Below are 15,675 nucleotides of genomic sequence, written 5' to 3'. Positions count from 1 at the left end.
CCCCCATCTCCAATGCCAGATCCACGCCCCCTTCATTGTCTTGCGTGAGGATCCCCACCCGGGCGCTGGCCGACGGCGTCCCCAACGCGAAGCTCGCGGGCCGCGTGATGTTCTCCCCCGTCAGATCCGACCCGCTCTGGAACGCGACCACCGGAAGCTGAAGGCCGAACTGCATCCAATCTGTAACGGAATACGCTACAGCCAGATGCGTGGTCGCCCGACTCCCGACAATCCGGAAAGCCTCACCATCCCGTTCAAAGAGAAGGGGATCGTGCGCGTACTGCATTGCCACGGTGGCTCGATAGTGGCCCGAGGGCAGGAGCTGTCCCAGACTCACGACGAGTGAACCCTCCGCGCCAGGGTTCAGCTCCAGCCGCTCCAGCTCGATGCCGGGCAACGGCGTCTGGGCGAAGGTGGTCGCGGAGAGCAGGACAAGCGACAGCACATGCAGCCGGCACAGGAGGATCCTTCGTTTCATCGCGCTCCCGGAGGGAATTCCTGGCGGGGCCGCCCGAATCCATTTCGCACCGTGATCCATGGCCCCCCGCCCACGTCCAACACTATACCAGGGCGAGGAACAACCAGGACCCTTCGTGAAGAAATGCTTTTTTCACGCCCGCAAGCACTTGCGGACCCAGGCCGCCACGTGTTTCTAATTTGGCAGGCGATCACCCCTGCATTCATCGCAGGCGTCTGGTGAGCCCGGGGGCTTCCGTGACGCGGGAGAGACAATGATCGCGAATGCTGCGCTGCTGGCGAACCAGACGGAATTCGACTTCCAGCTCGGGCCGCACACCGCGGACGATCTCAGCGTCCTGGGCTTCGAAGCGGATGAGACGCTGTCTCAGCCCTACTCCGTCGAAGTCGCCCTGACGCCGAAGCCAGACGTGGAGCTGGACGACACGGCACTGCTCGGCAAGGCCGCGCGGCTCACCGTGCAGTTGGGGGATGGCACCGCCCGCTTCTTCCATGGCGTGGTCGCCCGCATCGACCGCCGGGACGAAGGCACCGGGCCCCAGCGCCGGCGCTACAGGGTGACGGTGGTGCCTCGCCTGTGGACGCTTCGGCACACCCGCCGCAGCCGCATCTTCCAGGAGCTGACCGTCCCGCAGATCGTGCACAAGGTGCTCGAACAGGGACAGGTGGAGCACCGGCTGGCGCTCTCCAGCAGCTACCGCAAGCGCGACTACTGCGTGCAGTACCGCGAATCCGACCTCGCCTTCGTCTCCCGACTCCTGGAGGAGGAAGGCATCTTCTACCTCTTCGAGCACGGCGAGGACGCGCACACGATGGTGCTCGGCGACGCCGCGTCCGCCAACCCGGCGATGATGGGAGACCCCAAGCTCGTCTTCCGCGAGCGCTCCCGGATGGTCGCGCCAAAGGAGTTCATCCACTCGCTCTCCGCGAAGCTGGAGGTCCAGCCCGGCGCGGTGGCGATGCGGGACTTCAACTTCACCCGCCCCGCGCAGGACCTGGGCGCCACCACCTCCGCCGACGACGGCGAGTCCGCCCTGGAGATCTACGACTACCCGGGCCTCTACGAGGATCCCGGCGCGGGCAAGGCGCTCGCGAAGATCCGCCTGGAGGAGCTGCGCGCCCGGGTGGAGACGGTGTCCGGCGCCAGCTACAGCCGGCGCATCTGCGCGGGCCACACCTTCGAGCTGGCCGAGCACCCGGACAGCGCCCTCAACCGCAAGTACCTGCCCCTCTCCGTGAAACACACCGGCCACCAGATCGAAGCCCTGGTGGCGGAGCAGGCCTCGCTGGGCGCGAAGGAGGGCTACCTCAACGAATTCCTCTGCCAGCCGGCCACGGTGCCCTTCCGGCCGCTGCGCAGCACGCCCCGCCCCGTCATCCCGGGCGCGCAGACGGCCATCGTCGTGGGCCCCTCCGGCGAGGAGATCCACACCGACGAGCACGGCCGCATCAAGGTCCAGTTCCACTGGGACCGCGAGGGCAAGAGCGACGACAAGAGCTCCTGCTGGATCCGCGTGAGCCAGGCGTGGGCGGGCCCCGGCTGGGGCGCCCTGTACCTGCCGCGCATCGGCCAGGAGGTCGTCGTCGAATTCCTGGAGGGGGATCCGGACCGGCCCATCATCACCGGCAGCGTCTACAACGGGCAGAACCCGCCGCCCATCGACCTGCCCGCGGAGAAGACCAAGAGCACGCTGCGCTCCAGCTCCAGCCCCGGTGGCGACGGCTTCAACGAGCTGAGATTCGAGGACGCCGCCGGCTCCGAGGAGGTCTACTTCCACGCCCAGAAGGACCTCAACATCGTCGTCGAGAACGACAAGACGCAGCTCGTGGGCGGCAACGAGACGCTCCTCGTCAAGAAGGACCGCAGCCGCACCATCGAAGGCAACCAGTCGCTCGAGGTGAAGAAGAACGACGACTCCGTGGTGGGCGGCAACCAGTCCCTGGCGGTGACGGGCAACCGCTCCACCACCGTGATGGGCAACCACAGCGAGGCCGTAACGGGCGACCAGTCGGTCGCGGTGAGCGGCAACCAGAGCGTGTCCGTCACGCTGGCCTCCGCGGAGACGGTGGGGCTGGGAAAGATGCTCAACGTGGGCGGCGCGCTCGCCGTCACCGTGGGCGCGGCCTTCAACGAGCTGGTGGGCGGCCTCAAGTCCGAACAGGTCGGCGGCGCCAAGGTGGAAGTCGTTGGCGCCAGGAAGTCGGAGACCGTCAAGGGCTCACGCAGCCTCCAGGTCGGCGGTGACTTGTCCGAAGAGGTGCAGAAGTCCCGCACCCTCAAGGTGGAGAAGGATCTGCTGTTGAGCGTGGGCGGCAAGCTCAACCACGCCGTCAAGGACGCCTACACGCTCTCCGCCAAGGAGATTGCCCTGGTGGCCCAGGAGCAATTCACCTTGAAGGTCGGGTCCGCCACCCTCCAGGTGAAGAAGAACGGAGACGTGGTCATCAAGGGCGCGAAGATTGAAGTCACCGCGAGCGGCGACGTGATCATCAAGGGCTCGAAGATCTCCGAGAACTAGGCCGCCATTGCATTCCAGACGCAGCAGTTCCTCCATCCCATGATGCGCACCCAGGAATTCTTCACGCGCGCCATCTCGCTTTGCGTCTGCCTCCTGGCCTCGCTGACGGCCACGGGGTGCGTGAAACGCGTGGCGCAACAATGCGAGACGCCGCCTCCCTTCCACGTGGTGCTGAACGTCTCCGAACAGGTCAACCCGGATCCCCGGGGACGCTCGCTGCCCACGGTGGTGCGGGTCATCCAGCTCAAGGACAGCGCCCGGCTGGAGCGCGCCAGCTTCCGCGACCTGTGGGGCCGCGCCGAGGATCTGCTCAAGGATGATCTGCTTCAGTCCGCGGAGTTCGTCGTCGCGCCGGGCCAGACGAACCAGCGCTGGTTGCAGCGCGACCCCCAGGCGCACTTCGTGCTGACCATGGGCCACTTCCGCCAGCCGCTCGGCTACGCGTGGCGCACGGTGGCGGTGCTGCCGCCGGTGCCGGAGGAGCAGTGCGTGGAGCGTCCGGCGGGCGGCGACCTGGGGGCACCCAAGAAGGGCGACCAGGAGCTGAGATACCGCCTGCAGGGCTACCAGATCGACCTTCTGCTCCAGCCGCCCATGTCCACCTGGGTGCCGGAGCCTTCGCAGCAGCCATCCCCCGGTGTGACGCCGGAGCCCCGGAGAGGTGCATGAAGTCCCCTCAACGCGTCGTGTGGTCGGAGGGCATGTTCATGAGCCCCCACCACCTCCAGCAGATGGACATCTACCACGAGGCCCTGCTGGACACGCGGCTGGGCTCGCTGGAGCCGTACCCGTGGGGCGTGGTGTCCCTGGCGTTCGACATGGAGTCGCTGCGCGCGGGCCTGGTGCAGCTCTCCAGCTTCACCGGCATCCTTCCGGACGGCCTGTCCGTGTCGCTCCAGAGCGGCGACCCCGAGGCCCCGGCCGCGCGCCCCGCGGACGGCGCCTTTCCCCCCGCCCAGCGCGTGCTGGACGTGTTCATCGGCGTGCCGCGTGAGCGCAGCGGCGTGGAGAGCTACGGCGGCACGGACAAGGTGGGCGGCAGCCCGCGCTACACCCCGTCCACGCGGCCCATCAGCGACCTCACGTCGTCCACCTCCATCGTCCCGGTGTCCTTCGGACAGCGCAACGTGCGGCTGCTCTTCGGCACCGAACAGCGCGACGACTACGAGGCCATCAAGATCGCGGAGCTGGAGCGGGACAAGGCCGGCAACCTGACGCTGGTCCCGTCGTACATCCCGCCGTGCCTGCGCATCGACGCGTCCTCGTCCATCACGAACGAGCTGCGCACGCTCCTGCGGCTCTTGGTGTCCAAGCAGCGGCAGTTGTCCTCGCGCCGTCGGCACCGGGACGCGTCCGCGCTGGAGTTCACCGCGTCGGACGTGACGCTCTTCCTGGAGCTCAACGCGCTCAACGGCATCATCCCCGTGGTGCAGCACGCGCTGGACGCGGGCAACCTGCGGCCGCAGTCGCTGTACCTGCTGCTCAGCCAGTTCGCGGGGCAGTTGTGCACCTTCGCGGTGAACGCGGATCCGTCCACCCTGCCCGCCTTCCAGTTCATCAACCTGCGCGCCACCTTCGAGGAGCTGTTCCGGCGCATCGGGGAGCTGATGCACGCGGTGGCGCTGGAGCAGTGCCTCACCGTGACGATGGAGGCCGGAGCGGACCGGCTCTTCCGAGGCAAGCTGGAGGACGAGCGGCTGGAGCGGTGCGGCCAGTTCCTGCTCACCATCCGCAGCGACCTCCCGGAGAAGGTGGTCGCCGAACAGCTCCCGAAGCTGTCCAAGATGGCCAGTTGGGGTGACATCCAGGGCCTGGTGCAGGCCGCCGCGCCCGGCGTGCCGCTGGAGGTGACGTACCGCCCGCCGCCGGAGGTGCCGGTGCGGCCGGGGGTCGTCTACTTCACCCTCTCCATGCAGGACGGCTACTGGAAGAACGCCCTGCGCGACCGGACGCTCGCGCTCTACCTGCCGCAGCCCTTCGACGTGGGCACCACCAGCGTGGAACTGCTCGCCGTCCCCACCTCCAACCGCTAGCCCCTTTCGACCGGGCGCTCCTTCGAGCGTCCCGGCCTGGCCGCCCTCCCATGGACCGAGTCAACGAAGCCACCAAGGATTGCCTCGACGCCGCCATCCAGCTCCGACGTTCGGACGCTGCCTCGGTGGCTCCGCCGGAGAAGCTGCACTTCCAGCTTCGAGGGGTCGTGGACGAACTGCTGCGCCGCTCCGCCGTGCTGGGCTTCAGCCACCAGGACGCGCAGGACATGGCCTACGCGCTGGTCGCGCTCCTGGACGAAGTGGTGCTGGGCAAGCCGGAGCCCTACCGGCAGTTCTGGATGAGCCACCTGCTCCAACTGCACTACTTCAACGAGAACGTGGCCGGTGACGGCTTCTTCAGCCGGCTGCACGCCGTGCGCAAGGATCCGCACCGCGCGGACGTCTTGCGGGTCTACTACCTCTGCATGCTCTTCGGCTTCCAGGGCCGCTACCGCATCCGCGGCGGCGAGCTGGAGCTGATGACGCTCATCGACACCGTGCAGAAAGATTTGCAGCGAGCGCGTCCGTTCGACTTCGACGTGTTGTCACCGCACGGTGAGCGTCCCACCGAAGCGCTGTTCTCCGCGCGCAAGAAGGCCTCCATCGTGTCCATCGCCGCGGGGGCCCTGGTGACCGCGCTGCTGATGTACGGCGGGCTGGCCTTCAGCCTCGACAACACCCTGAAGATGCTCATGAAGGACATCGAGCTCCACGTGGCGAAGAACAACGCCAACGGAGGCGCGGCCCCGTGATCGCCTACCTCCTCTTCTTCCTGGCCCTGCTGGGGTTGGGCGGGGCCGCCATCCTCAAGCTGCACCTGCCTCCGCTGTGGGTCGCGATCGCCGTGGCGGGCGTGACGCTGCTGGTGCTGGGCGGCGCGTGGCTCATCAAGCGCATCCGGGCGCGGAAGGCCGCGAAGAACCTGGAGGGCGCCCTCCAGCAGCAGGCCGCGGAAGAGCTCAAGACGGTGCGGCCGGATCTCCAACCGGAGATCAAGGCAATGCAGGCGGAGTTCACCAAGGCGGTGGAGGCGCTCAAGACCTCCAAGCTGTCGCGCGGCGGCAAGGACGCGCTGGCGGTGCTTCCCTGGTACCTCATCGTGGGCCCGCCGGGCGCCGGCAAGAGCACGGCGCTGCGCAACTCCGGGCTCAAGTTCCCCTACCTGTCCTCCAGCAAGGGCGGCGGCGTCCGGGGCGTGGGCGGCACGCGCAACTGCGACTGGTGGCTCACCAACGAGGCCGTCATCCTCGACACGGCGGGCCGCTACGTCGCCAGCGAGGACGAACGCCCGGAGTGGCTCGCCTTCCTCGACACGCTGATCAAGCACCGCCCGCGCCGGCCCATCAACGGCCTCATCGTGGCGGTGAGCATCGACGAGCTGTTGACCATGGACCCGCAGGCGGCGGGCGAGCTGGGCCAGGGCATCCGCGAGCGCCTGGATGAAATCACCTCGCGGCTGCGCATGCTGGTGCCCGTCTACCTGATGGTCACCAAGTGCGACCTGCTGCCCGGCTTCGTGGAGATGTTCTCCGACCTGCCCCGCTCCGAGCGCGGACAGCTCTGGGGCTTCACCATCCCCATGGACGCGCAGAAGGAGGCGTCCACGGAGCTGCTGTTGCAGCGCTTCGACGAGCTGACGGCGGTGCTGGAGCAGCGCTCCATCAAGCGCATCGGCGAGGAGCGCCAGCAGGAGACGCGCGAGCGCATCCACCAGTTCCCCCAGAAGTTCGACGCGCTCCGCAAGACGCTGTCGGAGTTCGTCCAGCCGCTCTTCCTGGAGAACATCTTCCAGGACACGCCGGTGTTCCGCGGCCTGTACTTCACCAGCGCCACCCAGGACGTGCGCTCGGTGGAGCTGGTGTCGCCCTCCGCGGGGGACGTGTTCGGAACGACGAACGGACGCCCCCAGGCGGAGACCACCGCCGAGGGCCGCAGCTACTTCCTCTGGGACGTCTTCACGAAGGTGATGTTCCTGGACCAGAAGGTCGCCGTGCGCAGCTCGGCGGAGGAGCTGCGGTTGCGCAAGCGGCGGCTCGCGCTGGCGGGCGCGGCCTTCGCGGCGACGGCGTTGGTGCTGTGCCTTCCCACGCTGTCCTTCTTCAAGAACCGGGAGCTGGCGCAGGAGGTGCGCGACGCCATCACGGTGGTGAACGCGGACCGCAAGGACGACATCAGCCGGGTGCAGGACCTCACGCCCCTGCGCAAGCAGCTCCAGGAGCTCACCTCGCACCGCACCGACGGCGTGCCCGTGTGGATGCGCTTCGGCATGTACAAGGGCGACCAGCTCTTCCCCGTCGCGCAGTCCTTCTACAACGCGTCGCTGCGCCGGGTGCTGCTGGGGCTCCAGTACGAACGCATCCAGCAGAGCCTGATGCTCTTCTCCCAGAACCAGGCGCGGCTGGACTGGAAGCCCAGCTCGGACGACTACCGCAAGCACTTCGAAGATCTGAAGATGTACCTGCTCATCACCCAGCCACGCGCGCAGGGGGAGCCGGAACTCGACGACGCCCATCGCGAGTGGCTGGTGCGCAAGATGGTGGAGCACTGGACCAACGTGAAGGGTACGTCGGGCCAGGTCGACCTCGAGCAGACCATCAGCCACCACGCCGCGACGTACATCCGCATGCTCGCGGAGGAGCCGGAGCGGCTGGCCTTCCCGCGCGATGACCGCGTGGTGCGCGCCGCCCGCAGGGCCCTCAACCGTGTGCCGCTGGCCACGCTGGAGCTGGAGCAGATCATCGCCGACGCCGGCCGCGAATATCCCGACGTGTACCTGGAGGAGCTGGTGGGCGCGGTCCCCGCCTTCACGACCCGCGCCAAGATCCGCGGCGCCTTCACGAAGAACGCCTGGGAGAATGTGGTGAGCCCCCGGCTCGCCAGCGCCTTCGAGAACCGGCAGACGTGGGTGCTCGACCGGGACTCGGCGGAGGACGAGAAGGCCACGCGCGCGCAACTGCGCACGGACTACTTCGAGACCTACATCCAGGAGTGGTTCGACTTCCTGCGCTCCATCCGCGTCCAGGAGCCCAACAACCTGGAGCAGACCCAGGAGCTCGTCGACAGCCTGCTGCGCGGCAAACCATCCGCGTACGGCCGACTCTTCAATGCCGTCGTGCACAACGTGCAGTTGGAGAAGAAGGCCCGGGGCGCCAAGGAGAAGGAGGAACCGGGACTGGTGGAGAAGCTGTTCGCGTCGAAGCAGGAGGCGGAGAAGAAGGCTCCGCCCGAGCTCATCGATCCGCGCGCCACCAACGGCGGGGAGGAGCTGCGGCCCAGAGATGTCGAGGCGGCCTTCTCGTCCCTCGTCCGCTTCGTCACCGTGAAGAACGCCACGGACGACATCCAGGAACATCAGACGGCGCTCCAGTTCTACGAGGATCACCTCCTGGTGGTGCAAGCCACGCTGCTCGCGGTGAAGGAGAAGCCCGCCGAGTCGCGCCTGCTCCTCGACAAGATCAAATCCACGAAGCTGCTGGTGGAGGCGCTCATCCGCCAGCAGGAGGGCGCCGCGCCCATCCTTGAACGGCTGTTGATGCCGCCGCTGCGCAACGTGGACATCACCATCACCACCGGCGTGGCGAACGGAAAGAGCAGCCTGTGGTGCGAGCAGGTCGTCACGCCCTATGAGCAGCTCATGGCGGGACGCTACCCGTTCGTCGCCACGTCGCTGCTGGAGGCCCCGCTGCCGGAGCTCGCGGAGTTTCTGCGACCGGAAGGCGGCACCATCCGCAAGTTCTACAAGGATCAACTGCTGGAGGACGTGGCACCCAAGGGCCGCAAGTGGGAGTTCATGGTGCCGCAGAGCGCCTCCAACTACCGGCCGGAGATGCTGACGTTCCTGGAGAAGAGCAGCGCGTTGGCCAGCACCCTCTTCGTGGGGGACTCCGTGGATCCGCTGGTGCGCTTCCAGGTGCGCATCCGGGCCGGCACCTCCGCCGACAACGCCGCGTCGGAGATCTCCGCCGTCTCCTTCACGCTCGACGGCACGGATGAGACGTACCGCAACGGCCCGGACACCGTGTGGAAGCCGATGACCTGGCCAGGCGCGGCCGGAAAGCTCGGGGCGCACATCCACGTGGAGCACGCCTCCGGGGCCACGGGCGACATCGACGAGCCCGGCGAGTGGGGCCTCTTCCGCCTGCTGGAGCGCGTGAAGCGCATCGAACCCAGCGCGGACGGCCGCTACTTCACCGCCATCTGGGAGATCGAGGACATGAAGGGCGCGCTCATCTCCATCGACATCCGCCCGGAGCGCACCAGCAACCCGTTCTTCGGCCTGTCCGGCAACAAGGGCAAGCTGATGCAGATCTTCCGCGACCCCGGCCTCCAGCCGCCCCGTGGCATCGCGCGCGGCGACACGAACTGCGGCAGCGGCAAGCACCTCGTGGCACAGGACGGGCCTCCCTGATGAGGGTGGTCCCGCCCGCACACCGGATCGGCCTGCTCGGCAAGACGCCACGGCACGCGGAGTTCGTCCGGCACAACACGGCCAGCCCCCTCGCCCAGCAGCTCCACCGCTGGTTGGAGGAGGGCATGGCCCGCGTGCAGCGCGCGAGGGCGGAGCTGCCCGCGACGCCGCACCGCTTCGTCTTCACCGCGCCGGGACATCCCGCCGCGCTGGTGGGCGTGGTCGCCGCGAGCGCGGACAGCGTGGGCCGGGGCTTCCCCCTGGCCGTCTTCACGGAGCTGCCCGCGGCGGAGCTGGCGGACCGGTACGCGCTGCTGCCGGAGGCGTACGAGTCCTTCCTCCGGATGGGCACCGAGCTGGTGCGGGACGCACCCCGGCTGGGCATCCCCGAACTGCTGGAGCGGGCGGCGCAGCTTCAACTGCCCCGCCCTGGCGACTTCAAGCTGGCGGAGCGGCTGCGCGCCAGCGTCCTGTCGGAGCACTCCTGCGCGGAGCTGCTCCAGCCCGTGTGCGCGGACGCGCCGCCCGAAGGCCGCTACTACGCGCTGCACACCTTCCTCACGGCCTGCGAGGGCGAGCGTCACCGTGAGCAGGCCCAGGCCCAGGTGGTGCTGGACTGCCCGCTGGACGGGCGCCTGGGGCCGGTGGCGTGGCTGGAGCTGGCGTCGCGGCTCTTGCGCTGGCCGTCGATGTCGCCGGGCTTCCTCTGGTCCGAAGGAGACCGGCCCCGGCTGCTCTTGTGCCTGGGCGCGCCGACCGCCGCCCTCCTCCTGTACGTGGCCCAGCCCGACCTCGCGAGCGCGCAGCTCTGGCCGCTCAAGACCCAGCGCACCGCCGCGCTCGCCAGCGCGAAGCGGGCCTTGAGCCCGGCGCAGCGCGAGGTCCTCGACGCGCCCACCGCCTCCATCGAACAGCTCCTGCGCGCCGTCGCACGGAAGGTCTGACACCCGCCATGACCGCCTCCGCTGAACTCCTTCGCGCGCGCACCCGTCCCTGGCTGGAGCCCATCTCCGAGGACAAGCCCTCCGGCGTGCAGGCGAAGCACGATCCGGCCTACGAGGCCGTGTCCACGGAGGTCGCCAAGCTCGAATCACCCGCGAGCGACGCCGTGGACTGGGCGGGCGTCGTGCGGGGCTCCGGCCAGCTTCTCCAGCACACCACCAAGGACCTCTGGCTCGCGTCCTACCTCGCGTACGGGATGTACATGACGGAGGGCCTGTCCGGCGCCCTCACTGGCATGGTGGTGCTGGCGGAAGTCACCGACCAGTACTGGCCCACCCTCTTCCCGGACGCGAAACGCCTGCGAGGCCGGGCGAACGCGGTGACCTGGTTCGTGGAGCGAATGGGGCGTGTGCTCCCGTCCGTGAAGGTCACGGCCGCAGACAGCGACCTGCTGGGCCAGCTCTCGGAAGCCGCCGCGCGACTCGCGGAATTGTCGCGCGCCCGCTTCGAGGGACAGGGCCCCGCCTTCGGTCCGCTGCTCGAAGGGGTGATGCGGCTGCGCGCCTCGCTCCAGACGCCTGAACCCGCACCAGCCCCCGTCGCCGCGCCCGCGCCCCGCTACCTGGACGGCCTGGGCCACACGCCCGAACAGGAGAAGCTGCTGGGCGAGGTGAGCCGCGCGCTGGAGGCCTACGAAGCGGAGTCGCGCGACTTCCACCGGGAGGTGAGGCAACTGGTGGAGCGCCGCTACAACCAGAAGCGCGCCGCGCTCTCCAGCTCCTACGAGAAGTCGCTCACCACGCTGGAGTCGCAGGAGCGCACGAACCGGCTGGACGCCATTTCCCGGTTCGAGGACTTCCTCCGCCGCTACCCGAACGAGCCGCGCGCCACGCCGGACGTGATGTTCCGGCTGGCGGAGCTGTACTACGAGCGCTCCGCGGACGAGCACCAGCTCGCGCGCAAGGACTACACGGACCGCGTGCGGACGCTGTCGGACGAAGCGGTGGCGGACCTGCCGCCGGAGCCGGAGGTGGACTTCACGCCGTCCATCGGGGTGTACCGCAAGCTGCTCGCGCAGTTCCCGGACTACAAGCTCAACGACGGCTCCCTGTACCTGCTGGCGTACTGCCTCTCCGAACAGCACAAGGACGAGGAGAGCCTCGCCACCTACCAGCAGCTCACCACGCGCTACCCGACCAGCCGCTTCGCCACCGACGCGTGGACGCGCATTGGCGAATACTGGTTCGACGACGACACGGACCCCGCGGCGCTGCGCAAGGCCGCCGACGCCTACACCGCCGCCACGCGCGACACCGGGCACCGGTTCTACGACAAGGCCCGCTACAAGCTCGCCTGGACGTACTACCGGATGGACTGGTTCGAGGAGTCCGTGGACAGCTTCCTGCTGCTCCTGGACCACTACCAGTCGCACCAGCAATCCGGTGACAAGAAGGACGAAGGCGACCTGCGCTCGGAGGCGCTCCAGTACATCGCGCTGTCGCTGGCCGACGAGTCCTGGGGCGGCATGGCCCGGGCCCGTGAGCTCTTCGCGAAGCGCGGCGGACGCCCCTACGAGGCGGAGGTGTACCGCCGCCTGGGCAACGTCTACTTCGACCAGTTGCGCAACGCGGACGCCATCGCCGCGTACCAGCAGGTGCTGACCACGGAGCCGCTGACCGCGGACGCGCCGCGCCTCCAGCAGCGCATTGTCCAGGCCTACGAGCGCGACCGGCGCATGGACCTGTACGCCCTCGAATCCGAGAAGCTGGCCAACAACTACCTGCCCGGCGGCGCGTGGTTCGAGAAGAACAAGAACGACACGAACGCGCTGTCCAACGCGCAGACGCTCGCCGAACAGAGCCTGTTCTCCGCCGCCTCCTACCAGCACCAGCAGGCGCAGGTGTTCCAGAAGGAGGGCAAGACGGAGCAGGCCCAGGCCACCTACGCCGCCGCCGCTCGCGCGTACGGTTCGTACCTGGAGCGCTTCCCGCGCAGCAAGAACGCGTACGCGATGCGCTTCTTCTACGCGGAGAGCCTCTTCAATTCGGACCGGTTCGACGCGGCGGCGCGTTCCTACGAGCTGGTGCGGGACTCCAACCAGGACGACACCTACCGCCACGTGTCCGCGCACAACGCGGTGCTCGCGTGGAAGGCCCAGCTCGACCGGGACGTGAAGGAAGGCCGCGTGCCGGAGCGCAAGCCGCTGCGCTCCTCCGAACGCCCGAAGGACAGCGCGCACGCGCCCGTGGCCCTGGCGGAGACGGAGGCGCGGCTGGTGAAGGCGTCCGACGCCTACGTCGCCCTGCTGCCAAAGGAAGAGGCCGCGCCGGCCATCGCCTACCAGGCCGCGGAGCTGTTCTACACGCACGACGACTTCGCCCAGGCCCGTCCGCGCTTCGAGCATGTGATCCAGGCGTACCCGAAGCACGCGGTGGCCGGCTACGCCACCAACCTCATCATCGAGTCCTTCCTCGTCGACCAGGACTGGAAGAGCGTGGAGGAGGTCAGCGCGCGGCTGGCCAGCAACGCGCAGGTGGTGGCGCCGAACAGCGACCAGCACCGCGAGCTGACGCGCTTCAAGCTCGCCGGCCGCTTCAACCTGGCCGAACAACTGGCGGCGCAGAAGCGCCACGAGGAGGCGGCGAAGAAGTACCTCCAGTTGGTGGACGAGGCGCCCCGTCATGAGTTCGCCGACAAGGCGCTCAACAACGCGGCGGTGTCCTACGAGGAGCTGCGCCGGTTCGACTCGGCGATGAAGCTCTACGAGCGCGTGTACCGCGACTATCCGAAGTCGCCGTGGGCGCATACCGCGCTGTTCCGCGTGGCCATCAACGCGCACAAGTCCTACGACTTCGACAAGGCCGTCACCAGCTACCAGAAGCTGGTGAAGGACTACCCGTCGGCGGAGGAGCGCGAGGCGGCGCTCTTCAACGCGGCGGCCCTGCTCGAAGGCCAGCAGCGCTACGCGGAGGCCGCGGCCACCTTCCAGCGCTTCGTGGAGCTGTTCCCCCACAGCAAGAACGCGCCGGAGAACCAGTACCGCGCGGCCCGCATCCTGGAGCGGCAGGGCGACACGAAGGGCGAAATCAAGGCGCTGGAGGCCTTCGTCCGCAAGTTCGCGAGCAAGTCCGACCAGGCGGAGCTCGTGGTGGACGCGAAGCGACGCATGGGCAATGCCTGGGCGAAGCAGGGCAACGCGAAGGAGGCCCAGCGCGCGTACGCCGCCGCGGCCGACGAATTCGACCGCCGCCGCCTGAAGCCCGAAACGCAACTGCGCGCCGCCGAGGCCGCCGCCTACAGCCGCTTCCAGCAGGCGGAGGCCGTGTTCCAGCGGTTCGACGCGCTGAAGATCACCGGTGCGAACAAGGCCCTGGAGAAGAGCGTTACGAAGAAGACGGAGGCCTTGAAGGCGGTGAACGAGGCATACGCGAAGGTGCTTTCGTACAAGCAGCTCGAATGGTCGCTGGCCGCGTTCTACCGGCAGGGGTACGCGCTGGAGCGCTTCGGCAACACGCTGCTGGAGGCCCCGGTTCCGCCCGAGGTCAAGCGCATGGGGGACGAAGCCGTGGCGACGTACCAGGGCATCCTCACCGACCGCACCGTCGAGTTGGAGGAGCGCGCGGTGCAGAGCTACGCCGCCACGCTCAAGGAAGCGCGCAAGTACCGGGTCTCCAACGAGTGGACCCGCCGCACGCTCGAAGCGCTCAACCGCTTCCGTCCCAAGGAGTACCCGGTCCTCAAGGAAGCCAAGGGCGCCATCGCGCTGGAGACCGTGTACCCGGAGGGCCTCGTGGGAAGCCTCACCCCTCCCGTGGCTCCCGCGCCCATCGATTCGGTCCAGGCCCCCCGGCTGACGGAAGAGGGCGCGCGATGATCCACGCCAGACGCTTCGCGCTCACCGGCCTCGCGCTCTGGCTGTCCGCCTGCGCCTCCGGCCCCGAGACGCGCACCGCCCCCACGCCCACCGGCACCTCAAGCACCTCCGGGAAGTCCGCCCCCGAAACGGCGCCCGAGCAGAAGCCCCAGGTGGATGCGGCGCCAGCGCCCAGGTCGCTCTCCGGTCAGGAGAAGGACTTCACGCGCGCGGTGGAGATCGCCCGGCGGGGCGAGCTGAGCATGGCGGAGACCGCGCTCAAGGCCCTGCTGGAGAAGTCGCCCAAGCTCGCCCCCGCGTGGACGAACCTGGGCATCGTGCAGGAGCGCCAGGGCCGCCTTCCCGACGCGGAGCGCTCCTACCGGCAGGCCCTGACGTTGGACCCCTCGCTGAAAGCCGCCTGGGACTGCCTCGTGCGGCTGTCCGCGCGCACCGGCCGCGCGGCGTCCCTGGAAGCGGAGCTGCGCGAATCGCTGACGAAGCAGGACGCGGTGGCCCGGCGCACGGCGCTCGCGCTGTCGCTCGTGCTGCAGAAGAAGCACGCGCCCGCCGTCGCCGAGGCCCGTCGCGCGCTCCAGGCGGACGAGCAATACGTGCCCGCGATGCAGGTGCTCGCGCAGGTGTACGCCCGCGAGGGCAAGTACGAGCTAGCGGCCATGGTGCTGGGCAACGCGCTCGCCATCGACGCACAGGACGCGGCCACGCTCAACGCGCTGGGGCTCGTGCACCTGGGCCTCAAGGAGCGCCCGCAGGCGCTGGAGCGCTTCCGTCAGGCCATCGCCCTGCGTCCGGACTTCGCCGAGGCGCGCAACAACCTGGGCACCCTGCTCAACGAGGGCGAGGACTACCCCGCCGCCCGCGTGGAGTTGGAGTCCGCCGTGCGCGCCGCGCCGGACTTCGCCTCCGCCCACCTCAACCTGGGCAACGCCCTGCGGGGTGAAGGCGACTTCGCCAGGGCCCTGGCCGAGTACGAGCGCGTGCTCCAGCTCCAGCCCGACAGCAAGGACCTGTACTTCAACCTGGCCATCCTCCACCTGGACCTGGAGCCCGCCGGCATGGACACGCTGGAGCGACTCCAGAAGGCCAAGTCCCACCTGGCCCAGTACCAGGCCCGGGGCGGCGACGACGAGCGCACCGCCCAGTACGTGAAGGACGCGGACAAGGCCATTGACCGCGAGACGCGTCGCCGTGAGCGCGAACGCAAGGAAGGGCTGCGCAAGGCCGCTGAAGCCGCCGCGAAGCCGCCCGAGTCCGCGACCCCGCCCGACGCGACGAAGCCGCCCGACACCTCGGTCAAGCCGGCCACCACCACCGCGAAGCCGCCCGACGCCTCGGTCAAGCCGGCCGCCGCCACCGCGAAGCCTTCCGACGCCTCGGCCAGGCCCGCGAGCGCCATCGTGAGGCCCGCCGAAGCCCCGAAAC

Annotated in this window: 8 protein-coding genes and 1 pseudogene; 8 read left to right on the top strand and 1 reads right to left on the bottom strand. The window is 68.9% G+C overall.

The genetic code is table 11. From position 1 onward, the window contains the following. Window positions 1-538: pseudogene (locus D7V88_RS28380) on the bottom strand (OmpA family protein); the annotation flags it as partial. A 193-nt stretch (window positions 539-731) separates the two neighbouring features. Between D7V88_RS28380 and D7V88_RS28375 the strand changes: the two are divergent. The 8 genes from D7V88_RS28375 to D7V88_RS28335 all read left to right on the top strand — a co-directional run. After that, the gene (locus tag D7V88_RS28375; RefSeq protein ID WP_120543757.1) at window positions 732-2,996 is read left to right on the top strand and encodes a type VI secretion system Vgr family protein; all 2,265 of its coding nucleotides are present in this window, start codon (window positions 732-734) and stop codon (window positions 2,994-2,996) included. A gap of 39 nt (window positions 2,997-3,035) precedes the next feature. Then, complete coding sequence (tssJ, locus tag D7V88_RS28370) at window positions 3,036-3,665, top strand: type VI secretion system lipoprotein TssJ (RefSeq protein WP_244238441.1); 630 nt, start codon at window positions 3,036-3,038, stop codon at window positions 3,663-3,665. Further along, window positions 3,662-5,029 carry a type VI secretion system baseplate subunit TssK gene (gene tssK, locus D7V88_RS28365; RefSeq protein ID WP_120543756.1) on the top strand — a complete coding sequence of 456 codons (1,368 nt, stop codon included), beginning with the start codon at window positions 3,662-3,664 and terminating at the stop codon, window positions 5,027-5,029. The genes tssJ and tssK overlap by 4 nt, the downstream gene beginning before the upstream one ends. Window positions 5,030-5,079: 50 nt before the next feature. Beyond that, a complete protein-coding gene (locus D7V88_RS28360; RefSeq protein WP_120543755.1) occupies window positions 5,080-5,781 on the top strand; it encodes a DotU family type IV/VI secretion system protein in 702 nt (233 codons plus the stop codon). Then, the gene (gene tssM / locus D7V88_RS28355) at window positions 5,778-9,437 is read left to right on the top strand and encodes a type VI secretion system membrane subunit TssM (RefSeq protein ID WP_120543754.1); all 3,660 of its coding nucleotides are present in this window, start codon (window positions 5,778-5,780) and stop codon (window positions 9,435-9,437) included. Before D7V88_RS28360 ends, tssM begins: the two co-directional genes overlap by 4 nt. Then, the gene (gene tagF / locus D7V88_RS28350; RefSeq protein WP_120543753.1) at window positions 9,437-10,381 is read left to right on the top strand and encodes a type VI secretion system-associated protein TagF; all 945 of its coding nucleotides are present in this window, start codon (window positions 9,437-9,439) and stop codon (window positions 10,379-10,381) included. Before tssM ends, tagF begins: the two co-directional genes overlap by 1 nt. An 8-nt stretch (window positions 10,382-10,389) precedes the next feature. Beyond that, entirely contained in the window at window positions 10,390-14,253 is a 3,864-nt protein-coding gene (locus D7V88_RS28340) for a tetratricopeptide repeat protein (protein ID WP_244238440.1), read from the top strand. Beyond that, a partial coding sequence (locus tag D7V88_RS28335; protein WP_120543752.1) for a tetratricopeptide repeat protein occupies window positions 14,250-15,675 on the top strand: 1,426 nt, incomplete at its 3' end. The genes D7V88_RS28340 and D7V88_RS28335, both read left to right, overlap by 4 nt.

The sequence above is a fragment of the Corallococcus terminator genome, from assembly GCF_003611635.1.
GTDB classification, from domain to species: domain Bacteria; phylum Myxococcota; class Myxococcia; order Myxococcales; family Myxococcaceae; genus Corallococcus; species Corallococcus terminator.
Note: the sequence above shows the minus strand (reverse complement) of the source record. Positions and strands in the feature narration are given on the sequence as shown.